Annotated in this window: 18 protein-coding genes and 1 rRNA gene; 6 read left to right on the top strand and 13 right to left on the bottom strand. The window is 48.7% G+C overall.

Going from position 1 to position 26995, the window contains the following annotated elements; translation table 11 throughout:
* Positions 1 to 59 precede the first annotated feature (59 nt).
* The 6 genes from rrf to HMPREF9944_RS10815 all read left to right on the top strand — a co-directional run bounded on the left by rrf (position 60) and on the right by HMPREF9944_RS10815 (position 6726).
* A 5S ribosomal RNA gene (gene rrf, locus HMPREF9944_RS10840) occupies positions 60 to 172 on the top strand.
* A gap of 391 nt (positions 173 to 563) precedes the next feature.
* Positions 564 to 3911, top strand: a complete 3348-nt coding sequence (locus HMPREF9944_RS10835) for a protein O-mannosyl-transferase family (protein ID WP_008566329.1) — start codon at positions 564 to 566, stop codon at positions 3909 to 3911.
* A gap of 22 nt (positions 3912 to 3933) precedes the next feature.
* Complete coding sequence (locus HMPREF9944_RS10830) at positions 3934 to 4545, top strand: polysaccharide deacetylase family protein (protein ID WP_008566328.1); 612 nt, start codon at positions 3934 to 3936, stop codon at positions 4543 to 4545.
* Positions 4523 to 5542 carry a tRNA epoxyqueuosine(34) reductase QueG gene (gene queG / locus HMPREF9944_RS10825; protein ID WP_008566327.1) on the top strand — a complete coding sequence of 340 codons (1020 nt, stop codon included), beginning with the start codon at positions 4523 to 4525 and terminating at the stop codon, positions 5540 to 5542. The genes HMPREF9944_RS10830 and queG overlap by 23 nt, the downstream gene beginning before the upstream one ends.
* A complete protein-coding gene (locus HMPREF9944_RS10820) occupies positions 5523 to 6269 on the top strand; it encodes a hypothetical protein (RefSeq protein ID WP_008566326.1) in 747 nt (248 codons plus the stop codon). Before queG ends, HMPREF9944_RS10820 begins: the two co-directional genes overlap by 20 nt.
* On the top strand, positions 6253 to 6726 hold the full coding sequence (locus HMPREF9944_RS10815) for a DUF4112 domain-containing protein (protein ID WP_008566324.1): 474 nt from the start codon (positions 6253 to 6255) through the stop codon (positions 6724 to 6726). The genes HMPREF9944_RS10820 and HMPREF9944_RS10815 overlap by 17 nt, the downstream gene beginning before the upstream one ends.
* 84 nt (positions 6727 to 6810) lie before the next feature.
* On the opposite strand, the gene glmM is transcribed toward HMPREF9944_RS10815, so the two are convergent.
* The 13 genes from glmM to HMPREF9944_RS10750 all read right to left on the bottom strand — a co-directional run bounded on the left by glmM (position 6811) and on the right by HMPREF9944_RS10750 (position 26993).
* Positions 6811 to 8199, bottom strand: a complete 1389-nt coding sequence (glmM, locus tag HMPREF9944_RS10810; protein ID WP_008566323.1) for a phosphoglucosamine mutase — start codon at positions 8197 to 8199, stop codon at positions 6811 to 6813.
* 13 nt (positions 8200 to 8212) lie between these two features.
* Positions 8213 to 8839: a DUF4827 domain-containing protein gene (locus tag HMPREF9944_RS10805; protein WP_008566321.1), complete on the bottom strand. Its 627-nt coding sequence runs from the start codon at positions 8837 to 8839 to the stop codon at positions 8213 to 8215.
* Between the two features lie 110 nt (positions 8840 to 8949).
* Positions 8950 to 9987: a DHH family phosphoesterase gene (locus HMPREF9944_RS10800; protein WP_044113668.1), complete on the bottom strand. Its 1038-nt coding sequence runs from the start codon at positions 9985 to 9987 to the stop codon at positions 8950 to 8952.
* A 416-nt stretch (positions 9988 to 10403) separates the two neighbouring features.
* Positions 10404 to 11315, bottom strand: coding sequence for a glycosyltransferase family protein (locus HMPREF9944_RS10795; protein ID WP_008566319.1), 912 nt, complete (start codon positions 11313 to 11315; stop codon positions 10404 to 10406).
* Positions 11316 to 11409: 94 nt separating this feature from the next.
* Positions 11410 to 13701, bottom strand: coding sequence for a translocation and assembly module lipoprotein TamL (tamL, locus tag HMPREF9944_RS10790; protein WP_008566318.1), 2292 nt, complete (start codon positions 13699 to 13701; stop codon positions 11410 to 11412).
* Entirely contained in the window at positions 13688 to 18325 is a 4638-nt protein-coding gene (locus tag HMPREF9944_RS10785) for a translocation/assembly module TamB domain-containing protein (RefSeq protein WP_008566317.1), read from the bottom strand. Before HMPREF9944_RS10785 ends, tamL begins: the two co-directional genes overlap by 14 nt.
* Before the next feature lie 209 nt (positions 18326 to 18534).
* Positions 18535 to 19242, bottom strand: coding sequence for an RluA family pseudouridine synthase (locus HMPREF9944_RS10780; RefSeq protein ID WP_044113676.1), 708 nt, complete (start codon positions 19240 to 19242; stop codon positions 18535 to 18537).
* A gap of 76 nt (positions 19243 to 19318) precedes the next feature.
* The gene (gene fabG / locus HMPREF9944_RS10775) at positions 19319 to 20080 is read right to left on the bottom strand and encodes a 3-oxoacyl-[acyl-carrier-protein] reductase (protein WP_008566309.1); all 762 of its coding nucleotides are present in this window, start codon (positions 20078 to 20080) and stop codon (positions 19319 to 19321) included.
* A gap of 618 nt (positions 20081 to 20698) precedes the next feature.
* Positions 20699 to 21397 (bottom strand): metal ABC transporter ATP-binding protein, encoded by a 699-nt coding sequence (locus HMPREF9944_RS10770; RefSeq protein ID WP_008566308.1) that lies wholly within the window; start codon positions 21395 to 21397, stop codon positions 20699 to 20701.
* Positions 21394 to 22626, bottom strand: coding sequence for a metal ABC transporter solute-binding protein, Zn/Mn family (locus HMPREF9944_RS10765; RefSeq protein ID WP_008566306.1), 1233 nt, complete (start codon positions 22624 to 22626; stop codon positions 21394 to 21396). Before HMPREF9944_RS10765 ends, HMPREF9944_RS10770 begins: the two co-directional genes overlap by 4 nt.
* Positions 22602 to 23540 carry a hypothetical protein gene (locus tag HMPREF9944_RS10760; protein ID WP_008566305.1) on the bottom strand — a complete coding sequence of 313 codons (939 nt, stop codon included), beginning with the start codon at positions 23538 to 23540 and terminating at the stop codon, positions 22602 to 22604. The genes HMPREF9944_RS10765 and HMPREF9944_RS10760 overlap by 25 nt, the downstream gene beginning before the upstream one ends.
* Positions 23541 to 24809, bottom strand: a complete 1269-nt coding sequence (purD, locus tag HMPREF9944_RS10755) for a phosphoribosylamine--glycine ligase (RefSeq protein WP_008566304.1) — start codon at positions 24807 to 24809, stop codon at positions 23541 to 23543.
* A 9-nt stretch (positions 24810 to 24818) separates the two neighbouring features.
* Positions 24819 to 26993 (bottom strand): S9 family peptidase, encoded by a 2175-nt coding sequence (locus tag HMPREF9944_RS10750; RefSeq protein ID WP_044113666.1) that lies wholly within the window; start codon positions 26991 to 26993, stop codon positions 24819 to 24821.
* Positions 26994 to 26995 lie beyond the last annotated feature (2 nt).

Here is a 26995-nt window from a genome sequence, read left to right as displayed (position 1 = left end):
GACAAGACAAACAGCTTGTCAACGCATCAACCGTGACCCAGTCGACTGCCAAAGAGACATCAGGTGGTTATTGCGGCGGGGTCCCACCTCTTCCCATTCCGAACAGAGAAGTTAAGCCCGCCTGCGCCGATGGTACTGCAATGCAATGCGGGAGAGTAGGTAGCCGCCTTCTTTTACTTGGAGCCCCGAGGACAGCAATGTCTTCTGGGCTCTTTTTTTGTTTTGTGGCCAGCACGATGCACCGGCGGACAAGGCTAAGTGAAATCAGTCCTGGTCAGAGGCAAGGCACCTTCAGCCTTGTTACAGTCCGATCCCAGCCATATTGCGAAGCAATCCCAGCCATATTAGGCGCTAATTACAGCCATATTGCGTGGCAATATGACTGAGATTGGAGCGCAATATGGCTGAGATTACGCGACGTGTCGGTTGGTCAGCTGGCCGATAGCAGGCAAAGCGCTTAAAAAAATGAAATATGTGCACATTCTATCCATGTGGTGGAGCATCTTTTAATTATTTATATTACCTTTGCATCACTATTTCGAAATAAATCATTATTCTAATAAATGAAACAGTACAAGTTAGTAGACAACGTGCTGGGTTGGCTCGCTTTTCTGATAGCCGCCTTTGTTTATTGTTCTACGATTGAGCCGACAGCCAGCTTTTGGGACTGTCCTGAGTTTATCACCACAGGCTATAAACTTGAAATTGGACACCCTCCTGGGGCACCGTTCTTCATGCTTACGGCCAATCTTTTCTCACAGTTTGCGAGCAATCCGGCGGACGTGGCACGCATGGTCAACATGATGAGCGCACTGTTGAGCGCAACAACCATCATGTTCCTCTTTTGGACGGTGACGAACCTGACGCGTAAGCTTATCCTTAAAGATTGGAACGGGCTCACAACGGCCAAGCTCATTGTCATCGAGGGAGCCGGTCTTGTGGGCGCACTCATCTATACATTCAGCGACACCTTCTGGTTTTCGGCTGTCGAAGGCGAGGTTTATGCCTATTCATCTGCCTTTACAGCCATCGTGTTTTGGCTCATTTTGAAGTGGGAAGACCATGCCGACGAGCCGCACAGTGACCGTTGGTTGGTGCTGATTGCCTATATGACGGGCCTCAGTATCGGCGTGCACTTGCTCAATCTGCTTTGTATTCCGGCCATCGTTTTGGTGTTTTGCTATCGCAAGTTCCCCCATATCGAACTCAAAGGTTCGCTCATTGCGCTGCTTGTTTCGTTTGCTATCGTGACAGCCGTGCTCTATGGAGTCGTTCCGGGCATCATAACTGTAGGCGGTTGGTTCGAACTTTTCTTTGTCAATGTGTTGGGTTGTCCATTCAATACGGGCGAAATCATCTATATCCTGCTGCTTGTTGCCACCGTGCTTTGGGCCATCTATGAAAGCTATACCGACAAGAGCGAGAAGCGAAGCAACATTTCTTTCGTGGCTTCGGTAGCCATGCTCGGTATTCCGTTCTATGGTTATGGCTGGTCGGCCGTGCTTATCGGCATCGTTATCCTGGCCATACTCTGGTTTGCCTTGAACTATAAGCACACGGTTGACAAGAAGAAAGTGAGCTATGTCACGTCGCGCATCAAGAACACGACCTTGCTTTGCCTGTTGATGCTGATGATTGGCTATTCAAGCTACGCGCTTATCGTTATTCGTTCAACGGCCAATCCGCCCATGGACCAGAACTCGCCGGAGGATATCTTTACTTTGGGTAGTTATTTGAGCCGCGATCAGTATGGAGACCGCCCTTTGGGCTATGGCCAGGCCTACACTTCTCAGATAGCGTTACAGGTTGAAGGCAACATGTGCAAGCCCGAAATGAGCGAAGGCGCACCCATCTACGCTCGTAAAGAGAAGGCGAACGCCGGGGAAAAAGACTCCTATTTCGTGGTGAGCCACAAGAACAAGTACCGCTATGCACAGAACATGCTCTTCCCACGCATGTACGATCAGGCGCATGCACAGGCCTATGAAGACTGGATGGGCGGTGTCGATGGCACGAATGTTTCGTATGATCGTTGCGGAGAACCCATGACGGTGAAGGTCCCGACACAGGTGGAGAACATTCGTTTCTTCCTTTCCTATCAATGTAACTTCATGTATTGGCGTTACTTCATGTGGAATTTCGCCGGCAGACAGAACGATATTCAGGGCAATGGTGAGCTGGAACATGGCAATTGGATTACGGGAATTCCGTTTATCGACAATGCACGATTGGGCGATCAGAGCAAATTGCCCGACGATTTGCAGAACAATAAAGGCCACAACGTGTTCTATTGTCTGCCACTTTTGCTCGGACTCATCGGTTTGTTCTGGCAGGCTTGGCGTGGACAGCGGGGCATTCGGCAGTTCTGGGTGGTCTTCTTCCTGTTCTTTATGACGGGTTTGGCTATCGTTATCTACCTCAATCAAACCCCGATGCAGCCGCGTGAACGCGACTATGCCTATGCCGGCTCGTTCTATGCCTTTGCCATTTGGTGCGGTATCGGCGTGGCTGCCATCTATGATTTGCTCAAGAAGCGGCTGCGTGTCAGCGAAACAGTTTTGGCAGCCGTGGTTTCGGTCCTTGCATTGCTGATTCCCATTCAGATGGCCAGCCAGACTTGGGACGACCATGACCGTAGCGGCAGATACACTTGCCGCGATTTCGGCCAGAACTATCTGATGACGCTTCAGGACAAAGGCAATCCTATTATCTTCACCAATGGTGACAACGACACGTTCCCGCTTTGGTATAACCAAGAGGTAGAGGGTGTCAGGACCGATGCCCGTGTTTGCAACCTGAGTTATCTGGCTACCGACTGGTATATCGACCAAATGAAGCGGCCTGCCTACAACTCTCCTGCAGTGCCAATCAGCTGGCCTCGTCTTGATTTCTGCTCGGGAACGAATGATTATATCACCGTGCAGCCCGAGGCCAAGAAGCAGATTCTGCAGTTCTATAAGGAGAATCCGGCACAGGCTAAGGCGCAGTTCGGCGACGATCCGTTTGAATTGAAGAACATCATGAAGTATTGGGTGCGTTCAAAAGACGCCGATATGCACTTTATTCCTACCGATACGGTCTACGTAACGATAGATAAACAGGCCGTGAAACGTAGCGGTATGTTGATGGAGTCTGATTCCATTCCCGAAAAGATGGTGATTTCGCTTGCCGGAAAGAGCGCACTCTACAAGAACGACCTGATGATGCTCGAGATGATTGCGCAATGTAACTGGACACGTCCTATCTATGTGGCCCTCACTGTGGGTGAAGAAAACTACATGAATCTTGGGAACAACTTCATTCAAGAGGGCTTGGCAAACCGCATTACGCCGTTTACGACTAACATAGACGGCAAGGTTGTCAAGGGAATGACAACCTTCGACACGGCCAAAACCTATCGTAATCTGATGACACGTTACAAGTTTGGCGGCCTGCAGACCAAGGGATTGTATATCGATGAAACTGTGATGCGCATGTGTTACACACATCGTCGTCTCTTTGCCCAACTGGCCAAGCAGCTCATTATGGAGCATAAAGATAAGCAAGCTTTGGCTGTTTTGGACAAATGTACAAAGGTTATCCCGGCTTACAACGTGCCCAATAACTATGTAAGCGGCAGTCTTGACCTTGCAGAATGCTATGCCATACTCGGCCAGAAGGCCAAGGCCAAGGCCTTGTTCAATGATGTTTGGAAGAACTCCACGCAGTACATGAATTGGTATCTGAGCCTTGATGGCAACCGATTCTCGCAATCCATGAGCGATTGTTTGCGTGAAATGTCCATCATGCAGGAGTGTAATAAGGTGGCAGGAGTGATAGATCCGAAGCTCGGAGAGCGTACAGGGCATCAGTTCCAAGCCTTATATAAGATGTATCGCGGTAAGGGTGGGGTGCTTCCGAGCCATGAGTAGACGTTAAAGCGGACGAAAGAGGATGTTTATAGAGCAGCCGGCAAAATGGTTGCGCTGGATTTATCCCGGTGCGACTTGGCGAATGGACAAGAACGAACATGCAGTTTACCTAACGTTCGACGATGGTCCGATTCCCGAGTCGACCCCTTTCATCCTCGAAACGCTACGGAAATACGACGTCAAGGCAACGTTCTTCATGGTCGGTGAGAACGTGTTGAGATACCACGACCTCTATAATCAAATCATTGAAGAGGGGCATCAAGTGGGCAATCACACTTTCAATCACATCGGGTCTTTCAAACATTGGACCATCACCTACGTCATCAACACGCACAAGGCCAACGAATTGATTCATTCACATCTGTTCCGTCCGCCGCATGGTTGGATGCGTTTGTCGGTTTATTGGTGGATAAAAAGGAAGTATAAGATTATCATGTGGGACCTCGTTACGCGCGATTACTCCAAATGGTTAACTGCCGAGGACGTTGTTTCCAATGTAAAACGATACACAAGAAACGGCTCTATCATCACTTTTCATGACTCTTTGAAGAGTATCGACAAGCTGAAGACGGCTTTGTCAAGGTCGATTGAGTGGCTGAAGGAACAAGGATATGAATTCAAGACCTTTGAATAAGCAAGATCTCACGAACGAAATTAAAGCCGAAGCACTGCGCCTCGGCTTTTTTGCTTGCGGCATTGCAGAAGCTGCTCCCGTGGAGAAAGCGACGGCAGATCATGTGAAACAGTGGCTGAAAAAGGGGAACCATGCCAATATGGACTATATGGCTAATCACACGGACAAACGACTTGACCCGCGATTGTTGATGACCGGGGTCCGGAGTATCATCTGTGTTGCCTTGAACTATGCGCCACATACCACCTTTCCTGACAGTGAATACCAACTCGCGGCCTATGCCATAGGCCTCGACTACCATGACATCATGAAAGAAAAGCTGCGCCAGTTGGCTGCAAAGTTCGGCTATGAGGACGCACTCTTCAGCCAAAATGCCAAACGGAAATGCCGCATTTTTGCTGATACGGGGCCGGTATTGGAACGCTATTGGGCCGAGAAAGCCGGTTTGGGATGGACGGGAAAGAACCATCAACTCATTATTCCGCACGCCGGAAGCATGTTCTTCTTGGGCGAACTTATCGTTGATGAGGAATTGGTTTACGACAGTCCGATGGAAAACCGATGCGGAAATTGCCGGCGATGTATTGAGGCTTGTCCGACAAAAGCCATCACTGAAGGTCACGAAATGAATGCGGCCAGATGCCTTTCTTACCAAACGATTGAGAACAAGAGCGCCCTTTCGAAAGACATTATCGTAGAAATGGGTAACACAATCTATGGCTGTGACCGATGCTTAAAGGCTTGTCCGTGGAACCGATTTGCTACACCTAATGATATTCCCGAGCTGCAACCGAAGGCTGAACTCCTTGAGATGACGAAGCAACAATGGGAAAATCTGACCGAAGAAGAATATCGCAAGCTATTCAAAGGCAGTGCTGTTAAAAGGGCAAAATATGCAGGACTGATGCGAAATATTCAGGCCGTGGCTTGGCATTCACAGGAAAAACAGCTACCTTTACCACTTAAAATGAAAAACAATGAGCAAGAAAGTAAATAGTTACAAAGCTATGGCAGCCTTGGTAAGAGGCTTTTTTGAGGCTTTTGCCAACGGCATTATCGACAGTCTGATTACAGAAAACAACTTTGAAACGAAGAATGATCCGCGGCATATCAAGCAGGCTATGTTGAAGCATTACGAGGAAATCAGTTCGCATTTTCTTGATATTTTATTCCCCGCTTTGGCCCGTCTTAACTACGCAGATGACGGAAAAATGCAGACCAAACTGCAAGAAACGTTTCAGAACAAACAGCCGGATATGACCGAATATCTGCGGTTTGCCTGTAAAACGGACAGGCTCTACGAGGCCATGGTGACCGAATATAAACGCAATTTCAACATGCTTTTGCAAGGCAGGTTCACGACTATTCCAGAGCATTTTGAGGCATATTCGCGTGGTGTTCAGCTGTCTGTCGTCGACGAACCCATGGCGGTTTGCATCATGGTTAGGGTGCTATTGAAGGCCTATGCTGCCGGGATAAAGGCGTCAAAGACCAAGAAGTCCACCTTCAATCAAGTCACCGTCTATCGCTTATTGTTGCTGAATATCCAACTATTGCTGAACGATGGGCCCTTCAAATCAAGTTCCGAAGACCTGATGGCCCTGTTCAAAGAAGCTTGTGGAACAGAAAACAACTTGAATGTTTTATTCAATTCTCTGGACGATATCTATAAGGAATTGGCCGAAGAAGACGGTATTATCGCAAGCAATGACCAAGCAAACTAAGGAAAAGCTGAGAAACAGTAGGCTGTATAACCGTATGAAGCAGGTTACGAGGCTTACCGACGACTACTGTCTTGATGGTCTTATCGGTCTTGTGCCCGGAGGTTTCGGCGACATGATAGCCGGATTGTTTTCTATGGTGCATGTATATTTCGGGCTGTTCAAGCTCCGTTCTATTCCTTTGACGCTGGCTTTGCTCAATAATATGTTGCGTGACATTCTGTTGGGACTGCTCCCTTTCTACGTCGGAGACCTGATAGACTTCTTTCATAAGGCCAACAAGAAGAACTTCAGACTGATAGATGGTTTTGTGAACGACGATGCGAATATCGTTCACGAGGTCAACCGGAAAGCCGTTCAGGCTGCTATTATCTTCTTTCTGTTGATTGCTTGCATCTTCGCCATGCTGTGGTTGCTGGTTTGGATAGCCGAGAAAATCGGCACGTTCCTATTCACATAAGTCGAAAAGAAACAGACCTTATGAACGCATTTCCTGCATTCACAAGGTCTGTTCGCCTTTTATAGTTATCGTTAAAGAACTTTCTTACTGCATATCATAGACTACCTGCATGAGTTTCTTACCTAAAGCGTCGGCTTCTTCCATTGTAGAGGCCTCACTATAGACGCGGATAATCGGCTCGGTATTGCTCTTACGAAGATGCACCCACCTGTCGGGAAAGTCGAGTTTCACGCCATCTATATCGGTCACCTGCACGTCTTTGTCCTTTCCATAAAGTGCTTTCACCTTTATTAAAATGGCATCCACGTCGGTCGAAGGTGTCAAATCGATACGGTTCTTGGCGATGAAATAGGTCGGGAATGTAGCACGAAGCTCGCTCACTTTGCAGCCTTTCCGTGCCAAACTCGACAAGAACAAGGCAATACCCACCAAGGCATCGCGTCCATAATGGCTTTCGGGATAAATCACTCCACCGTTTCCTTCGCCGCCGATGACGGCATTCACGGCCTTCATCTTCGTCGTTACGTTCACTTCGCCCACGGCCGCAGCAGTGTAAACGCCGCCATGTTTCTCGGTGATGTCGCGCAAAGCACGTGTTGAACTCAGGTTAGATACCGTGTTTCCCGGCGTATGGCTCAACACATAATCGGCCACCGAGACAAGCGTATACTCCTCGCCGAACATCTTACCGTCTTCACAAATGAAGGCCAAACGGTCAACATCGGGATCCACAACGATGCCAAGATCGTAGCCACCCTTACCGATTTCGGCCATAATTCCGCCCAAATTCTTCTCCAACGGCTCCGGATTATGAGCAAAATCGCCTGTGGCTTCACCGTTCAAGAAGGTATATTCCACGCCCAAAGCCTTCAACAATTGGGGAAGAATGATGCCTCCGACCGAGTTAATCGCATCAACAGCCACCTTGAAATGCGCTTTCCTGATGGCTTCTACATCGACTAATTTCAGTGCCAGCACACTGTCTATGTGGCGTTGGTCGAAGTTTTCCTCTGTATATTTGCCCAAATGGTCCACATCGGCAAAGGTGAAATCTTCCTTTTCAGCAATGGAAAGCACCTCGTTACCGTTGTCCTTTGTGAGGAATTCACCTTCATTGTTCAGCAGTTTCAGGGCATTCCACTGGCGCGGATTGTGACTTGCGGTGATGATGATGCCGCCTGCAGCCTGCTTCATCCTGACGGCCAGCTCGGTTGTCGGCGTGGTTGCGAGTCCGATGTTGACCACATCATAGCCCATGCCCATCAAAGTGCCGCACACAATGTTCTTTACCATCTCCCCGGATATGCGGGCATCGCGTCCCACGACAATCGTATTGCTGTCAGACTGCTTGCTGCGACGAATGAAAGTCGCGTAAGCCGATGTGAATTTTACGATGTCAAGCGGGTTCAATGTGTCGCCGGACCGTCCGCCGATAGTGCCGCGGATGCCGGAAATAGATTTTATTAAAGTCATATCTTGTGGTTTTTTATCGTCCTCGTTGGTAAGTAAGCTCGTAAAGACAAGGGTAAACGGCACCCGAAGCCACTGCCGTTCCCTGCGCGGACGGTACAATCAGCCGCACTTTGGCCACTCCTTCCGCGCTTAATTTGCCTAATCGGATATAGGTAAGTGGTGCCAGCAGGCCGTTTGGCACCTTTGGCGTGCGATAAGTACTCATAAAGACACCCGATTCGAACTGTGCAAAAGGCGAACCGGATATCATTTTGACCTTCATCACGTCAACCAAGGCCGAATAGCGCATGATATTGTTTGAAGAAATCACGGAGTCTGTCATCATGTTCACCTCCGTATATTTCAACAGCACGGTAGCTGTCTCGTTAGGTCCAAGAACTTTGCCCGTTCCGCGGCGGACAATCTGCATATAGACGCCCGAACTGTTGAAAAGCACAAATTGGTTTTTAGACAAATCCGTGGTCGTGTCCTGCGAAAGAAACTGCTCCTCGCTGATGACGTTCACTTTTTTGTCGGCTATATACTGGTTGATGACCGCGCGTTCTCTCTTCTTTTTCTCTGCATAAGTCTCCGAATCGCGACATGAGACGAGCAACAGAAGACCCGTCAGAGCAAGAAGCAAGAATGATGTTTTCTTCATTTTCAATATTTTCAGTGATTGATTTGCATTATAAGATGATGAGACAAAGATACGAATTTCCCTACGGATCGTAAGGTTTCCATACTGTTTTTTGTGATATTTCCCATTTTTTAAGTTTTCAACAAGTCTGCATATTTCAGCAAGGCACGCTGCATCACGCGTTCGGCTTCGTCCAGACTGCAATGCAATTTGCCCCCGCTGGCATTGAGATGTCCGCCCCCGTTGAAGAATTCGGCAGCCATTTCGTTACATGGAAAGTCGTCAACCGAGCGCAGACTGACGAGCACAAGGTCGTCATGGCGGTCGTCTTCACGGAGCGAAACCGACAGTTTCTGCCCCTTGATGCGTAGCGGTTCGTTGACAAGTCCCTCCAAATCGCCCCGTACGAAATGGAATTTTTTCATGTCTCGACGGCTCACTGTGAAGTAAGCGGCATGCAGTTCGTCATACACTTTGAGGCATTCGCTCATCAGATAGCCCCTTAATCGAATGGCCCACTGACTGTAGTTGTTGTACACATTGCGGTAAATCTTGTCCTTATCGATGCCGGTTGTGAGAAGCATTCCAATGATGGTATAAATCTCGGGCCGTGTCGAATTATACGTAAACCCCCCCGTATCGGTCATCATTCCGCAGTAAATAGGGGCCGCAATCTTCTGATCTATCTGCTCAAATCCGCTCAATTGGCAGATGATTCTGAACACCAATTCGCACGTACTGCTGGCTTCTGGGTGCGAAACCGACAGGATTCCGGCGATAGAAGGATTGAGATGATGGTCGATCATCACGCGTTTTGCGGGTGCAATATCAATGGGTTCTTGCAACTCTTCGAGCCGGTTTGTCTCGTTAAAGTCCAGACAAAAGATTAGATCGGCATGCAAACAGAGAGCCTTTACCTCGTCGGTATGCTTGTCATAACGCATCACTTGTTCGATGCCCGGCAGCCATCTTAGGAAGTCGGGAAAGGCATCGGGCACGACAATCCGCGGCGACTTGCCCTGCCGGCGCAAGTATTCGGCCCACGCCAAGCAGGCACCCAAGGCGTCGCCGTCAGGACTTTTATGGCCCACGATGATGATATTCTCGGCATTGCGAATAGTCTCTTTCAAGATGGTGACTTCGCTTTCGTTGATGATTTCCAATTGCATAATGGGTGCAAAGATAGTAAAAAACGATGAGAGAAATGGAGATTGCGTGATGATTTCAATCCTATTGCGTTTCAATCTCATCCATTTTGCCGCGCAATATGGGTGAGATTACCACGCAAAATGGCTGAGATTAGCATGCAAAATGGCTGAGATTGGAACGCAAGGTGTAAGTCGTTGATTATCAATTTGAATAACCTTCCGGTTTATTCGAATGTATGTAGGGACGCACGACTCGTACGTCCACTCACATTGCAGTTGACAATTGACAAGTAAACGGGTGAACAAGTTGATTGTTATACGGCATATAGGGACGCAAAGCCCGTGCGTCCGCTCCAACAACCGTATGCATTTGCTTGCCATTCACCTTGAGCGGACGCGCGAACCGTGCGTCCCTATATATCTATCATAGCCGTCGTTCAGAACAGTTTGGCCGGGTAGACGCCGTCGTTGATGAGCGTTTGAATTTTATCTACCACACTTTGACGGTCGGCCGCATAGGTAACGCCGAACCATTTACTGGTGGTGTCGAGCACTTTCACGGTGGCCGTCTTCTCACCAATGAGTTTATTGACCATCAATGGGATAAAGAACTCGGCCTTTAGGTTGGTCATGTTCTTCGGATCGGCAAGAAATTCCTTGAAATAGGCCTCACTATAGTCGAAATAGTCGGGCGTGAAGCCCCATACGTTCATGGAAACGGGCGTGCTGTCGGCCACGCTTACCCACTTGCCTTGCTCGTCTTTATACTGAACCGTGCCGTCGTGACGCTCGATTTCGGTGCGTTCTACAACGTCAGTCAGGTTGCCTTCGGCATCTTTCGAGCAGATACCGCGGGCTACAGTGCCGTTGTCACTGAGCGTATTCCCTACGCGGAAGCCCACCATGGCATAGCGGTTGCGGCTGCCTTCGGGCAAATCGCTGAGGAACTTGCCAATGACTTTGAAGCAATCCCGGTTGTAGAAATCGTCACAGTTGATGACACAGAACGGTTCTTTAATGACATCCTTCGCCATCAACACGGCGTGGTTCGTTCCCCAAGGCTTTTCGCGTCCCACGGGAACGTTATAGCCTTCCGGAAGAGCATCGATTCCTTGGAAAACCAGCTCGGCCGGGATATGACCTTCGTATTTTGACAGGATTTTCTCGCGGAATTCGGCCTCGAAATCCTTTCGGATTACAAAGACAATCTTGCCGAATCCGGCCTGAATGGCATCATAAATGGAGTAGTCCATGATGGTTTCTCCGTTGGGACCTAAGCCGTCGAGTTGCTTGAGTCCGCCGTAACGGCTACCCATTCCGGCAGCCAAAAGTAATAATGTAGGTTTCATAGAATATGTTTTATGTGTTATTTGAATTGCAAATATACCAAATTTCCGTGAATTCAGCCAACAGAATAGCCTTTTTCTTCTGCCAAAAAGCTTTTCAGAACGGCATTCCTATGGCGAAATGCAGGCTGTGGCTGTCCTTGAAATTGGGCAGATTGTAGAGTCCAGACTTGTAAGGCAGGTGCAAACCAACGCCCCAATCGATGCGAATGACGAAGAAATCGAGGTCATAACGCAGGCCAAGGCCGGTGCCTACGGCCATTTCGCGTGCCATGTTGCGGAGTTTGAACTTGCTTCCCGGTCGGTCGGAAGTCTCTTTCATGGTCCACACGTTGCCGGCATCAAGAAACAGCGCGCCATATAGGTTACCCAACAGTCTTGGACGGTATTCGATGTTGGCCAAAAACTTGATGTCTCCCGTCTGATCAAGGTAAGATGTGGTCGCAGCCGTTGGATAATAGGCACCGGGACCCACGCTGCGCACCGTGAAAGCGCGAATACTGTTGGCTCCTCCCACGTAGAATTGCTCGCTCCAAGGCGCCATTGTAGAGTTTCCGTAGGCCCAAATGGCACCAAGGTTAATGTGTCCGACGAGCTGTGACTTATTGGCGAGCCTCCATGTCTTGCGGAATTCGGTCTCAATCTTGGCGTATTGCGCATACGGGTTCTTGAACATCGTCTTGTCTTTCTCGTTCCATTGCCGTCCGCCAAGCACATAACCGAGCGACAAGATGTTGGCCGCTTCGCTCACGGTTGTCTGCCACCAGATGGGGTTGCGGTAAGATTTGGGACTGGTATAGATGTAACTGTAGCGCATCTTGGGAATGAATTGGTCTTTCATCGACACTTGAAGATAAGGACTTTTAGCCATCAAAGCATCGAACTTGGCCGAATGTGATGACATATATTCATACTCTAACGTGAGCGGAGTGTACTGATGCATCGAAGTTTCAGAGGTTTGAAAGGTGTAGGACAGCTCGCCCGACACGATATGTCGCTTGAAATAGCCCGCACGGTTGATGACACTCGTAGATGCTTTCAGGAGTGTAGTCGGCGTAATAAAGAAACGGCGCCGCTGCATGATGGGAAGTAGCAGGTGAGGAAACTCCAACGAGGCGTCACCTCCATATTCATAGGAATGAATATTGTCGCCTCGGCCACTTGCGGCATGCCCCGTTTGCCACTCATAAGAGCCTTTCAGGTTGATATCCAGCTTCTCTCCGCCATGAAAAGCATTGCGTTTGGTGAAGCCAACCACGACTCCCGGACCCATACGGCCGCTGGTACGCCCGGTATAGTTGGTCTCGAAGTAAACATCATAAGGCTTGTCGAACACACAGTTCAGCTTCAAATCGAGCGTATCGCAGCTCGGTGACGCGTCACGCGGTGTAAACTGAAAGTCAACCAAGCTGAAAAGGCCGTTGCCTGTAATTCGGTTTGAAGACTCGATATAGTCATCATAGCTGAAAAGTTGGCGTGGACGCAGTTTCAAGTCGCGCAGAATAACGCCCGGACGGACAGGAGAATGCTTCCCATTGAAGTATACTGTGAGGCGACGCAAGTGGATAGAGTCTTGCAATGTGTCGGAGAACTGTTTGCGGAGTTGTAGTTCAACATTGCCGATGTACCACTTTCGTAACGCTTTTGTAGGAATGGAGTCGGCTAATTGGAACTTGAGTTGCACCTTTCCCGGCACAAGAAGCGTGTCAGCCAAATAAGAAGCGTAGCCCGGTTGATAATAATAATAGCCATTATTGCGGAAAAGGTTGCTCACTCTCTGGCGTTCCGCGTCGAGCATCGCCACATCGAAGGCGTCACCACGCTTGATCTTCGCCTCTTTTCTGCTTGCTTGCAACAGACTGTCAGCGTCGTCGGGGAACCGGACATAAGAAATGCTGTCGAAAGTAAAGAGATGGCCCATATTAATGGTGTAGGCTATCTTCGCTTTCTTGGGGTTTCGCTGCGTAATAGCCTCGAAGTCGACCTTTCCATGGAAGTAACCGTGAGACTTCAATACGGATTGTGCCACCGAAGCACGTAGTTCTGGATTGACCCAACTCATCAAAACGGGAGCCTTCCCGAACGATTTTGTCAGCCATTTTCCTATGTGTCCGTGCGAAGTTGAGAAGGCGTTCCACACCCAAAGCCCGTAAGGAAAGGGCGTACGATAATAAGAACTGCCCAGCAGAGCCCCGTTCGGGGCACATGCCAAAGCTGCTTCCAGCTCGTCTTGTGTCGCATAAAAATGGCTATTATGGTCGTAATTCTTATACTCGATCTTTGTCAGACCGACATATAATTGGTCACCTTCAGGCACATTATCGGTGGTCGAGCAGGCGATTAGCAGTCCCGCCACCGATAAAACCAAGAGAAATCTATTTTTTTTCATTGCGTTCATTCTTGATTGTGGGCGTCTTGCTCGGCTTAACCGGAGCCGGCGGTATTTCATCCTTGGCTTCTTTGAATCTGAAAAGGTCTTGGAAATGTTGCAATTTACGCCGCCAGATAAAGCCTCCGCCATACAGTCCCATGTCACCTTCAAGCCAATCGTAGCTGTCTCGGTTGTAGAAGAGTCGCAAATACTGCGTGGAAGCCTCGTTCAAACGGTATTCGAAGGAGACGTTGCTAAAGAAAGATTCATTCTGATTGGCCACATCGGGGCCCGTTGACAGTTTTCCGCCGACGATGATGCGCAGTTTATTGTTCCAAAGTCGCTTGGCAAACTTGAACGAATAGTCCGTATGTTGGTTTCCACCAGCGTCCGTTGTGTTGTCCATTCCAAAGCTTAGGTCGAGTGTTCGCAGGGCATTGCCGGCAATACTGTTGATTTGGCTCTGCAAGAAGGCGCTCAAAGCAGAGTTCATGGAGAAAGAACTCGTATTACCATCCGTTAGATACATTCCCGTTGTAAGCATCGTTACGGCCACTTTTCCTCGTGCTTCCTTGCCCATAGTGTTGAGTTGGTTGCTCACTTCCATGTCTTCGGGTGCATCGATGATGAATTCCAGCCCCATATTCTTAAGGGTTTTGCTGATTTTTACACCGCAATCGAAATCCACACTGCGGCCGGTTCCGCCGTTCGAAGAGACAGCTGCCTTGATCTTTTCCGTGGCCGTGATGTTCAGTCCAGGGTTCATTGGGTCGCCATTGAACCTTATATAGCTTCCATCATGAATGCTGAAGGTCTTGAGCGGTATTACGGGAAGTGCGTATTTCATCTCTCCGTTGCTGAGTGTATAGCGACCATTGAGACGCAAGTTGTCCACCATATTGTATTGCATGCGCAAGTTTCCCCCACCGATGAGGTCCACATAGTTCGACTTATCACTGTTCAGCGCGCAAAGGATGTGGGCACTTTCATTAATACTCATTGAGAGGTCCATGTTGAAACCGGTCAGCGGCGGTCGGTTTATCACTTGTGTTGTCTCGTCTTTGAAGTCGGTGAACTTCACAAGGTCGTCCAATTGGTTGTCCGTCGTAATGGGAGAGTCGCGCAGAATGTATGTCATATCGGTCGAACCGAGTATATCGAGCTTCCCTCGCATCGTAAGATTGTCAACTCTTCCTTTCATTTGTGCATAGAAGTTCACGAAGGCTTTGCCGAAAGCCTCAGAACGTGAGCTCTCTTTCGCATCGATAATGAGGAAGTTACGTGCCCTCATTTGCACGTCCATCCTCATTCTATCCAAGTCGCTAAAGTCGAAAACACCGGCCACCATCAATGGACTATCGTTGTGAGCATACATCTGGAAGTTCTCAAAAAGCAGTTTGCTGTCTTTGATTGTCACGGGATCGTTGTCGAATCTCATCTCCACACCGTACGGAATGCTCACTAAATAGGCTGAATCCAAGTAGACTTCACCGTTTACTCGTGGGCGACTTGGCGTTCCTTTCACCTCAAGATTACCCTCAGCATAGCCTTTGAAGCCTATCACTTGCTTGGGAATGAACCCGTTTGCAAGCTCCATCGGCAGGCGTTCGAGGTCAAGTTGAACATCAAGTTGTCCGCTTCCTCCCGAACGATAAGAGCCATTTACCGTTGCAATCTCCTTGCCGTTCTGCGTCAGTACACCGTCTACGGCGTGCGTTCCGTCTTGTTTTGGCATGTAAACAAACTCTGTTCCGATATTACCCATGGGACAATGCTCATAAACAAAGTTGCGAATAGACATGTCGGAAGACACAGAAAGTGCGTCATAGGTCTGTATCAGGTGATAGTCTCCATTCAGTTCGCCCGATATGGCCGGCATGTAAGGAAGCACGGAAAGGATATCTTGCAGTCTGAACCGATGGAGCGACACCGTCATGTCTTGCAAGGCTTCATGGTTAGCATCATTGGTATAGACTTGAACGCCCATGCCGTCAGAGGCCTTCAGTTCGAGATTGGCCGAGAGCCGACGGTCATCTCCGAGATAGACATAGTTGCTATCGTTCACGGAAAAGGCCTTGTAGCCCAAGATGGGACGTGGGGATGAGACACTCAGGCGGAGGCCTTGGTCTTCCATTGCAGCAAGCAACGAGACGTCAATGCCCAATCTGTTGCTCTCATCGTAGAGCCGTGCTCGAAGTGAAGAGCCATGTTCGTTGAGCTGTCCGTCGGCAATTGCACGGAATACGTAATGCGGATTCTTCTTGTTATTGATGACCTCGGCCCGGTATATGCCTCGTTCTTCGGCTGAATGAATGCGGAATTTCACCGTGTCGAGCAGGACACTGTCGACGACAAGTGAGTCTATAAGCATCGAACCGTTTAATCCCGACTGTCTTGATGAATGCATATCGATGTCAGCACGGGCGAATTGGCAGCCATACTGCTGGAGAAACCTGACGAAGATGTTGTCTTTTCCGCTCCGAAGGAACACGTGTGCATCGGGTAACCGATGGCGAAGCCGTGGCTGATCGATGGTGCGTCTCTTCAATTGTCGTTGCAATTCGTCCACGAATATCTGGCTTTCATCGAGCAACCGTTCATAGTTACCCGAGCCAGCAAAGTGAAGTTGGAAATCACCGCTGCTGAATGCGGCGTATGTTGTGTCTCGTCTTGCCAGCACATCGATGAACATATCGTTCGGACGATAGCGTCTTTGGTTCTCTTCGATGGTGACTTCGCCGATATGTCCCTGAACCTTGTGGAATTGTTTGAAGTCTGAAGCAATGTCCAGATGGGCACATAGCGATGTCATCAAGGGCTTGTCAACAAGGTGCAACCGATAAAGATCGGCCTGTTTTAGGTCGCAAGCCACCGTACCCTTAAACATATGATGGCCCAACAAGGCTGCAAGACTGATGCTTCCTTTCAGCAACGGACTCTCACCGTGAATGAAAGCATTGGCTGTTCCCTTTGACAGCGTGGCCTCGGCCGTGACTCCTGAAAGATCATATTGCGCATATCGGAAACGGTCGATGCGGGCTTTGGCCTTGATTCGGCTGTGGGGCGACATTAAATCAGTCCCCGTTCCATAGAGTTCGATGTTCCCTGTGAAAGGATATAGCTTTTGCCGGGGTACAAAGTTCCCGATAGGGAAACGCCGGGCCAACAACTTTGCCTGATAGGTCATGCGTTTGGCATCGAGACGGGCCTGAACAAAAGCGCTTCCTTGCCCTTGTCTGACGGTCACATCGCCAGCATAATACGCCGAAGAGAAGCGTAGTCGGCCATCAACACTGATGCCTGCGGGAATATTGAAAGCCTTTTGCTGTTGCCGGGGAAGCATTGTTGTGGCAAACCCTATATAAGAAGTACGGGCATAAAGGGTCACATCGCCCTCTAAACGGGCTGGCTTATCCAAATGGGAAAGGAAGCCGTTGGCATATAAAGAACCCACCGTAGGCAGTGAGACCGCTAAGTTAGTGAAGCGAAGTCGTTGCAGGTTGCCTCGCAAAAGCCCGCTGACAGTCAGTCCCCACGTGGGCCATTGCCGGCGAAAGGCAGGAGGAAGGGTCGCCATGAACGGCAAAAGGTCTTGCTTTCCCAATGTCGCATTCAGCCATACACGGAATATTCCCGGCCGTTGCGCTGCGAAAGCGTCGAAAGGTAGGTCTACTCGGGCCTGAAGTGCTGAATGTGGTGTCTTGAGATAAAGGTCTGGCAGGCGAAGACGGGTCGTATCCATCTCGACTACACCTTTCAATGCAGTCAACTGTAGCCCACTTTGCTCCTTGAAGGCCAACCGTCGCAAACGAAGAGACAGTTTTTCCGATACGTAACCCAGAGAATCGATACCCACGGCCACTTCCGAGAGCGCTACATGGTTCGGGTCGAGCCCTTTCGTGCGGGCTTTCAGCAGGTTGTCGTATTGAAAACACCCTCCTGTCAGGTCGAACTTTTTCACTTCGTAGCTTGCTTTGAAAAGGTCGAACCGCCCTTCTTCGACAACTGTCTCACCTAAATAGGCCTTCAATCGAAGTGTGTCTCCGGGCAAATCCACCGTAAGTGCCGTGCGCATTACGCTCACTTTGCCCACTTCTATCTTCCAATGGTTCTCACTTTTGGTCGTATCTTTCGGCACAGTGTCGCTCATTGCAACGCTGAGCACGGCATCTTTCAAATGAGCCACGTCCACTTTCAATGTCTGTGCGGCCAAGTCAATGCCATGGGCCTGCAGATCAAGCCGGCCGATGTGGCCTTTCACGCGTGCTTCATGAACAAAGTTGGCCGTGTTGAGTCGCATGTCTTCAATAGCCAACTCGTCAATCTCGACCTGCTGATGCAGCAAAGGCCACAGCCGAACATCGGCAATGAGCTTTCGAACATCAGCCACCGTGTCTCTCACTTGCGGGAGGGAGTCGTTCGGTTGAATGACTTTAACGCCCTCTATGCCCAAATCTAAGGGGAATTCAAGGTTGACATGTGCCACGGAAATCTGCATTCCCGTTTTATCGGAGGCGTATAAGGCTACTTGTTTTACTGCCCAATTCTGAAAAGGTGGGAAATAAAACAGCAAAGCCAAGGCGGCAAAGAGTATGAAAGGCGCGGCCACAACAGCGCAGGCCCACTTGATTTTCTTCGTCATATACGCAGTTTTTCGCGCATTTCTATGGAATTTGTCTCCGTTTCCTATTGATATTTTTGTTTTGCGAAAGTAAAACAAAAAAACGAATTATGCAAGTTTCGAAGAAAAAAATGCCATATGGGTACGCTGTTGGCTACTTTGTTGATGGTAAAACTGCCGGTAAAGTCAACGCACGTGGCCCTTTTCGCGGTCGGAATCGGACAAAATACTCATTCAGCAGCACTGTTCCCACCATCAAGAGAGGCAATACTTTCTGCCAAAGCCGCCCATAAGCGGTCGTCGGGAAGTGGAGATAAGATGTTGATGTGTGCTTTTGAAACGGGATGAATAAATTCCATGTGGCGGGAAAGTAGGGAGATACTGCCGTCGGGATTGCTCCGTGGAGCGCCGTATTTCAAATCTCCCTTGATGGGACAGCCCATATTGGCCAACTGACAGCGTATCTGATGGTGGCGACCCGTCAGAAGATGCACTTCAAGAAGGTGGTAATTGTCGGAACTGGCCAGTAGACGGTAGTGGAGTATCGCTTTCTTTGCGTGGGGAACTTCATGGTTGTAGGCATAACTTTTGTTCTGTTTCTCGTTCCTGACCAGCCAATCCGTCAAAGTTCCCTCGGGCTTTTCGGGACAGTTCTTCGTGACGGCCCAATACGTTTTGTGCACCTCTCCGTCGCGAAACATCTTGTTCAGCCGTGTCAAAGCTTTAGAAGTCTTGGCAAAAACGACCAATCCCGCCACCGGACGGTCAAGCCGATGCACCACTCCGAGGTACACATTGCCCGGTTTTTGATACTTTTCTTTAAGGTAGTTCCTGACCGTTTCAGACAGAGGTTCGTCACCTGTCTTGTCACCTTGGACGATTTCGCCACTGCTTTTGTAGACAATAATCAGATGATTGTCTTCATAGATTACTTTCATCGGGCTGATATAAAAAACAAGCATCATTCATCTTGCCAAACGACATGATGAATGATGCATGATAAATCGCAAGGTCTTACATGTTCATTCCACCGTCGACCTGAATCACTTGGCCTGAAACATAGCTCGAAAGGTCAGAAGCCAAGTAGACAGCTGTGTTGGCAATGTCGTCAACCGTACCGCCCCGGCGAAGCGGAATCTTGCTGATCCACTCCTTACGCACGTTTTCTGGCAACGCTTGTGTCATTGCCGTGTCGATGAAACCGGGCGCGATAGCGTTGGCACGAATGCCCTTCGGCCCCATTTCCTGACCGATACTCTTGGCCAAGGCAATCAATCCGGCCTTCGAAGCCGCGTAGTTAGACTGGCCAGCATTGCCATGAACACCGACAACCGAAGCCATATTGATGATGGAACCGCCATGCTGACGCATCATAACCGGCACACATGCGTGGATAAAATTGAAGGCACTCTTCAGGTTTACGGCGATGACTGCGTCCCATTGTTGCTCGGTCATGCGGAGCATAAGGCCGTCCTTAGTGATGCCGGCATTGTTGACAAGGATGTCAACTGAGCCGAATTCCTCTTTCACTTGCTTGACAACTTCTTCCGATTGTGCGAAGTCTGCGGCATTACTTGCATAACCTTTGACCTTAACACCAAGTGCGGCAATCTCTCGTTCGGTAGCCAAACCGCCGTGTTCCTCGTCGATGAGAAGGTCTGTAAACGCAATGTTTGCACCTTCAGAAGCAAATTTCAACGCGATAGCTTTGCCAATACCGCGCGCAGCTCCTGTAACCAGTGCGGTCTTACCCGCCAATAATCCTTTTCCGTTCATAGAAATAAATATTTAATGATTGATGATTTGCAACCTTCAATGAAATACTTTGCAAAGTTAGATATTTTTTTTCAATTATAAGCCGGTTGAGATAAAAAACCGAAATAATCCTTGGTTTCAAGGAAGATGCTCATGGAAGAACCTCAATTCTTACGTCCATGCGATGCTGTTTCAGCCATTAAATACGCAATAGGGCCGAGATGGAGCTGTAGGGACGTACGGTTCGTGCGTCCGCTCACGGTGAAATGAAAAGCAAATGCACACGGTTGTTTGAGTGGACGCACGAGCCGTGCGTCCCTATAGCTATTTGATTGGAAATCAACAGCTTGCATTTCGCTTTCTAATATGACTTATTTTGCGCGCTGAAATGGGCCATATTACAACGCAATATCAGCTATATTGCGCGACGAAATGGCTGAGATTGCAGCGCAAAGTGGTTGAGATTCGAATGCAAGGCGTAAGTCGTTGGTAATCAATATAGATAATATTTAAAAGTATTGGGGAGCATGTAGGGGCGCACGAGCCGTGCGTTTGCTTAAACAATCCTGCATATACGCTTTCGAACCCACTTGAGCGGACGTACGAACCGTGCGTCCCTACATCACTTCTCCTGCGCATTCAGATGTGCAGGAAATGCTCTTCCAGCTTCTCTTTCGGCAAGTCGGTGCTATCATGATAATGCAGGCTCTCGTTCACGCAGGCGATATGCTTGACATTGTTCAGTATTTCGGTGATATCATGGCTCACCATGACGATGGCGCACTGCTTGTTGAGGTCGTTAAGCATCTCATACATCTGCTCTTGAAAGCGTTTATCGATGTAAGTATTGGGCTCGTCGAGGATAAGCACGTCGGGTTTCTGCACGATGGCACGTGCCAATAGCACGCGTTGCAGCTGCCCGCCGCTCAGCGTTCCAATGGCTTCGTGTTGCAGGTCGGCGAGTTCCATTTGCTCTATCGTTTGCCTTACCTGTTCGTTTTGGCTTTTGTTATAACGGGAAAAGCGTTTTTTCTTCAGCCCGGAAAGCACGACATCGTGGACAGAAATGGGAAAATGCCTGTCGATATCGGTGTATTGAGGCAGGTAACCCATGCGGATATGGTTTGCGGGACGACCGTTTTTGAAGAACTGAATGCTTCCTTCTGCAGGTTTCAATAGGCCGAGAATGATTTTAAGAAGCGTGGTCTTGCCACCTCCGTTCGGGCCTATAATGCCGAGATAATCGTCATCGTAGACCGTCAGCGATACGTTTTTCAAGGCCGTTTTCTCGGGATAAGTGGCCGTGACATGCTTGATTTGTATGATAGGAAGGCTCATTTCAGTGCGTTGGCTATGGTTATCATTTGGCGGTCCCAATGATAGTCAAGGGGATTGATTGTGGTTTTGGGGACGCCGATGTCTGCGGAAACGATGTCAATGTTGCGGTTTGCAAACTCTTTTTGCACAAAAAGCGTCTTTACTTTCTGTTGCTTGGCCACCCGGATGACGTTTTGAAGTTGGTTGGCACTTGGTTCCCGTCCCTCTTCTTCAATAGGAATCTGCATAAGATGATAGTCGCGGGCGAAGTAAGTGAGGATAGGATGATAGATAAGGAATGCTTTTGACTTCTGTTTCAAGCGGGTTGCGACCGCTTTGTCCGTGCGATCGATTCTTTCGAGCAGCGTTTTCAGGTTTTGTTTGAAGTATGTGCTGTCTTTGGCATCGCTTTGTTTGAGCGCATCGCATATGTTGATGGCAATCGTCTTAGCGTTCCTACAACTCATCCACGTGTGTGGGTCGGCAATACCATTGCCGGTCAGTGTCGGTTTGATGCCTTCTGAGGTGTCAACGAAGCGGGTCTGCGGTGCATTGGCCTTGAGTTTGTCGGTCCAAGTGCGTTCGAAACCGATGGCACCGACCTTCATGTAGAGCACACTTTCGCTGAGATCGACCATCTGTTTGGGTGTGGGTTCGTAGGTTTCGGGGTTGGCTCCGCTCGGAACCATGGTCATTACCGTGAACTTTTCGCCTGCAATCTGTTCGGTGAAATAGCGCAATGGCTCTATGGTGACGGTTATCTTCTGACCTGTATTGTTGCTTGTTGAGGGGCTACAAGCGGTCAATGACGTTACGGACAGAGCCAGAATGATATAGCGCATCAGCTTTCCTGCGGTGATACTTATGGTAGAAATGATTAGATTTGAGCGCATCAGACCCAAGGCAATCGTGATCCCGCTTCCGATGATGGGCAGGAATGCAAAGAATCCCATCCATGCTCCATGCCCACCCATGAAGCGTTGGGCTCTGGAAAGGCTTTCGGGCTTGACGCGAAGATACTTTTCTATCCAGTCCATACGCCCTTGTCGCCCGATAGCATAATTGAAAAGGCCTCCCATTACGTTCCCGATAGTGGCATAAACTATCAAAGGCCACGGCTTAAGGCCTGCTGCCAGTAGGCCCAGCATGACGGCTTCGCTGCTGAAAGGGAAGAAACTGCCTGCAAAGAAGGCCGAAACGAACATACCCCAATAGCCCCAATCGATCAGAAAATCAATGATGGTATCCATAAGTTATAAGCTGTGAGCAGCAACACGAGGGCGATGAGCACGTGAAAAGCAACATTGGTGAGCCAAGTGTGGGTCAATGCAAGGAAATGTCCCAATAGTGCTGCGGTGGAAATAATCAGAATATGAATGAGAAAAGGGTAGTGTTGAGGTTGCAGAATGATGAAAATCATCGTAGCAACCTGCATCGTGACGAAGCAACCATAAAGCATACGGGTCTTTATTTTGTCCTGATAGCTGTTGCGTAAGAAGTGAATAATGCCCGTCAAACCAATGAGACCGATGAAGACAAAGCCTACGGCTTGATGCTCGGTGTATTGATAATGGCAGACATTACCGATGTCTGTTAGTTTCAAGAAGTGGGAGAGTAGGTCGGGAAGCTGGTTTGTATAGGCATCATAACCTATCACAAACCAGTAGGGAAACAATAGTCCGAGAATGGAAGCTACGAATGTACGCAGGCTGAAAGCCAGAATATAGGTAATCATAATGACCCATAGAACAGGAACCAAATAGAGGATTTGAACAAAAAAAACACTGGCAATGCCAATCATTACAAATGCATAGAACACGAAGCCGGCAGCCTTTCGGTCCTGATAGGCTTCAAAGAAGAACATATAGAAGGCGATAAAGCACAGCCCGACGACGGTATTGGCAACAGTAGTGGAGCGAAAACAAAGCATGGCTGACAAGAAAAGGTAGACAATGGGCACCATTCGGCTATACACTCTGATGAGCGAATGGCGGTTACAGAGTATAACCATCATCTCGGTTGCTACAAAAAGGGTAACTGTCTGAACCCATAATCCATGCTGAAAGGGCCCGGCAAGCAATGCTACAACGACTCCATAAAGGACTGTCAACGGCAGCGTGAACCTGCTAATTGCTATTCTTTCCTGTCTTCTTTTCTTTGTCATTTAAAGGTCCTGCCCTATATCTCTTCTGAAATACTTGTCGGTGAACGTGATTTTCTGTGCTTCTTTAAAACTCTTCTGCAATGCTTCTTCCTTGTCTTTTCCATAAGATGAAACGGCAATGACGCGCCCACCGTTGGTCACGACATGCCCGTCTTTGTAGGAAGTTCCGCTATGGAAGACGATGCTTCCTTCCACTTTGTCGATGCCTTTAATAGGATAACCTTTCTGATAGGCCTCGGGATAGCCTCCGCTTACAAGCATTACGCAGACTGCAGCACGCTCATCGAACACGATATCCCGCTTATCAAGGTCGCCATGGGCTATGCCTTCGAAGAGGTCAACGATGTCGCTTTTCAGGCGAAGCATCACACTTTCGGTCTCCGGGTCGCCCATACGACAGTTGTATTCAATAACCATTGGTTCGCCGTTTACGTTGATCAAACCAAAGAAAATAAAGCCTTTGTAGTCTATTCCCTCGTTAGCAAGGCCTTCAACGGTGGGGCGGATGATGCGTTCTTCCACCTTTTTCATCCACTCTTTTGTGGCAAATGGAACCGGTGAGACGCTGCCCATGCCACCTGTGTTGAGCCCCGTGTCGTGCTCACCGATGCGTTTATAGTCTTTAGCTTCAGGCAAAATCTTATAGCTCTTTCCGTCGGTTAGTATGAAAACACTGCATTCAATACCACTCAAAAACTCTTCAATCACAACCTGTGCACTGGCATTTCCGAACATGCCGCCAAGCATTTCACGCAGTTCTTTTTGGGCTTCTCCGAGCGTGGGAAGTATCAATACGCCCTTACCGGCACAAAGTCCGTCGGCTTTCAGCACGTAGGGAGGCTGCAAAGTCTCAAGGAAACGCAGACCTTCTTCAAGTGTTGTGCCGTCAAAGGTCTTATATTTGGCGGTCGGAATGCCGTGACGTTGCATGAAACCTTTAGCGAAATCCTTGCTTCCTTCAAGTACGGCACCGGCCTTGGAGGGGCCGATTACGGGGATATCTTTCGTGCGTTCGTCTTGCTTAAAGCTGTCGTATATGCCCTTGACCAATGGGTCTTCGGGACCGACTACAACCATATTGATATTGTTTTCTACGGCAAACTGCTTCAGACTTTCAAAGTCGTTAGCTTGGATATTGACGTTTTCTCCACAGTCAACTGTGCCAGCATTGCCCGGAGCAATAAAGAGTTTGTCGCACTTTTTACTTTGTGCAATCTTCCAAGCTAAGGCATGTTCACGGCCGCCTCCACCTAACAATAACAGTCTCATTATAGTGATTTATTTTAAATAATCAAAGAAATATTGGCTAATCCGCTCGTGTAGATGCACGCTTTGATGTCCTCTCATGTTATGAGGTTCGCCAGGATAGACGAAGAAGTCGGGTTGAGTGCCGGCAGCAATGCAGGCTTTCAGGAATGAAAAAGCATGTTGTGGCACGACAACGGGGTCGTTGAGACCGATGATAATCTCTAATCTTCCTTTCAAGTTCTTGGCTTTTGGCAACAGACTGCAAGTCGCATAACCTTCCGGATTGGCTTGTGGGGTGTCCATATAACGCTCGCCATACATCACTTCGTACCATTTCCAATCGACAACGGGGCCGCCGGCAACACCCACTTTGAACACATCGGGATAGGTAGTCATCAGGTTTATGGTCATAAAACCGCCGAAACTCCAACCATGAATGCCCAATTTGTCTGCATCAACGTAGGGCAATGACTTGAGGAACTTCACGCCTTCCATCTGGTCTTTCATCTCTTCTTCGCCCAAACGACGGAACGTTACTTGTTCAAAATCCTTGCCCCTGTGCTCGCTTCCCCGGTTATCTAAGATGAAAAGTAGATAGCCTTTCTCTGCCATAAAGGCCTCCCAACCGCGGCTACAATAGTGCCATCGCGCGTCAACATTGTGGGCATGAGGACCTCCATAGACGTAAATAATCGTGGGATATTTCTTATTTGGATCGAAATTCAGCGGCTTTACCATGCGATAATAAAGGTCGGTAGTTCCGTCTGCGGCCTTGATAGTGCCGCATTCATAGCCGGGAACGGTGTAACCTTGCCAGGGATTGGGTGCTTTGAAATAGCTTATAGCCTTTCCGTTCTTGGTATTCACGATGGCAATGTTGCGAGGAATGTCGGGCGTTTGATAGTTATCAACGAGGTAAAGTCCGCTTTCACTCAAGCTTCCTGTATGCCATCCTTGACCGTTAACATCGAGCAATGTCTGTTTACTTGTCTCGGTATCGACGGCGAAAATATTCTTTTGAATAGGGTTACACGTGTTGCTTTCGATGAAGATACGCTTATGTTTGGCATCAAAGCCCAAGAGCTTCATCACCATCCATGGTCCTTTTGTGAGCTGACGGACTTCTCCCACCTTATTATATAAGTAGAGATGCATGTAACCGTCACGTTGGCTCCAGAGCACAAACTTGCTTTTATCCCATGGAAGAAAGGTTATGGGGTGCAGAGGTTCTACATATTTGGCATCGGTTTCGCGGTAAATCTCGGCCATCGGCTTGCCGGTTGTGGTGTCATAGCTCATCAATCGGCATTCGTTTTGGTCGCGGTTGAGTTCAAACATGTAGAGCGTTTGGTTGTCAGGGCCCCAACTGACGTTCGTGAAATAGCGGTCGGTAGGGTCTCCGGTAGCAAGATAGGTAATCTTTCCCGTAGTAAGGTCGTAGATGCCTACAGTTACCTTGTGACTCGTTTCGCCTGCCATAGGGTATTTGTCCGGTTCAAATGTCGCGATACGGCTTTCCCCTTTGGCAGGCTTCCAATCCAATTCGGGAATGTTAACCTGCGGATAATCGCTCACCATATTTTGGTCCATACGATAGAAAGCCAATCGAGTTCCGTCGTTACTCCAAAAGAGTCCCCCCGTAATACCGAACTCGTTGCGGTGCACACTCTGTCCATAAACAAGCTCACGGCTGCCATCTGTGGTCACCTGATGGTCGTTTCCATGCGCATCAACCACATGTAATTGATGGTCTTTCACATATGCCAAAGCCTTGGAAACGGTATTGAAGTCTTGTACTTCAGCCCCTTTTGCTATACTGACATCGCCTTTCCAAAGTACTTTTTTATGCTTCCAATTGAACAACATGCATTGTTTTCCGTCGTTGAGCCATACAAGTGGTTTTCTTGTTTCCGGAAAACTGATGTCGTAAAGATGCCGAAGCGTCATGCCACTCCACTTGTTCAGTTCGGAAAGCGTGAACAGTTTGCGTTCCTTTGCTGTTGTTTTATTGACGACAAAGCAGTCTTCTGTGTCAAGATGCACAAGCTCATCGCCCCACCAAGTGGTGTAACGTGTCTTGGGAACCATGTTGTGATAGTTCGTACCTCCAAAGTTCAAGTCCTCTAAAGTCAAGGACTTTAACTCCTGTGCATGACCTGTCAATGCTGCAACCATAGTCAATATCGATATGAAGAATGTTCTCATTG

Origin of the sequence: Segatella maculosa OT 289, assembly GCF_000243015.1 — a bacterium.
GTDB classification, from domain to species: Bacteria; Bacteroidota; Bacteroidia; order Bacteroidales; family Bacteroidaceae; genus Prevotella; species Prevotella maculosa.
The sequence above is the reverse complement of the archived record's forward strand: the minus strand, read 5'-3'. Positions and strand labels throughout refer to the sequence as shown.

What these genes read in the sequence shown, in the direction of transcription:
- HMPREF9944_RS10835 (WP_008566329.1), top strand. Translation starts at nt 564, where the DNA reads ATGAAACAGTACAAGTTAGTAGACAACGTGCTGGGTTGGCTCGCTTTT.
- HMPREF9944_RS10830 (WP_008566328.1), top strand. Translation starts at nt 3,934, where the DNA reads ATGTTTATAGAGCAGCCGGCAAAATGGTTGCGCTGGATTTATCCCGGT.
- queG (WP_008566327.1), top strand. Translation starts at nt 4,523, where the DNA reads ATGAATTCAAGACCTTTGAATAAGCAAGATCTCACGAACGAAATTAAA.
- HMPREF9944_RS10820 (WP_008566326.1), top strand. Translation starts at nt 5,523, where the DNA reads ATGAGCAAGAAAGTAAATAGTTACAAAGCTATGGCAGCCTTGGTAAGA.
- HMPREF9944_RS10815 (WP_008566324.1), top strand. Translation starts at nt 6,253, where the DNA reads ATGACCAAGCAAACTAAGGAAAAGCTGAGAAACAGTAGGCTGTATAAC.
- glmM (WP_008566323.1), bottom strand. Translation starts at nt 8,199, where the DNA reads ATGACTTTAATAAAATCTATTTCCGGCATCCGCGGCACTATCGGCGGA.
- HMPREF9944_RS10805 (WP_008566321.1), bottom strand. Translation starts at nt 8,839, where the DNA reads ATGAAGAAAACATCATTCTTGCTTCTTGCTCTGACGGGTCTTCTGTTG.
- HMPREF9944_RS10800 (WP_044113668.1), bottom strand. Translation starts at nt 9,987, where the DNA reads ATGCAATTGGAAATCATCAACGAAAGCGAAGTCACCATCTTGAAAGAG.
- HMPREF9944_RS10795 (WP_008566319.1), bottom strand. Translation starts at nt 11,315, where the DNA reads ATGAAACCTACATTATTACTTTTGGCTGCCGGAATGGGTAGCCGTTAC.
- tamL (WP_008566318.1), bottom strand. Translation starts at nt 13,701, where the DNA reads ATGAAAAAAAATAGATTTCTCTTGGTTTTATCGGTGGCGGGACTGCTA.
- HMPREF9944_RS10785 (WP_008566317.1), bottom strand. Translation starts at nt 18,325, where the DNA reads ATGACGAAGAAAATCAAGTGGGCCTGCGCTGTTGTGGCCGCGCCTTTC.
- HMPREF9944_RS10780 (WP_044113676.1), bottom strand. Translation starts at nt 19,242, where the DNA reads ATGAAAGTAATCTATGAAGACAATCATCTGATTATTGTCTACAAAAGC.
- fabG (WP_008566309.1), bottom strand. Translation starts at nt 20,080, where the DNA reads ATGAACGGAAAAGGATTATTGGCGGGTAAGACCGCACTGGTTACAGGA.
- HMPREF9944_RS10770 (WP_008566308.1), bottom strand. Translation starts at nt 21,397, where the DNA reads ATGAGCCTTCCTATCATACAAATCAAGCATGTCACGGCCACTTATCCC.
- HMPREF9944_RS10765 (WP_008566306.1), bottom strand. Translation starts at nt 22,626, where the DNA reads ATGGATACCATCATTGATTTTCTGATCGATTGGGGCTATTGGGGTATG.
- HMPREF9944_RS10760 (WP_008566305.1), bottom strand. Translation starts at nt 23,540, where the DNA reads ATGACAAAGAAAAGAAGACAGGAAAGAATAGCAATTAGCAGGTTCACG.
- purD (WP_008566304.1), bottom strand. Translation starts at nt 24,809, where the DNA reads ATGAGACTGTTATTGTTAGGTGGAGGCGGCCGTGAACATGCCTTAGCT.
- HMPREF9944_RS10750 (WP_044113666.1), bottom strand. Translation starts at nt 26,993, where the DNA reads ATGAGAACATTCTTCATATCGATATTGACTATGGTTGCAGCATTGACA.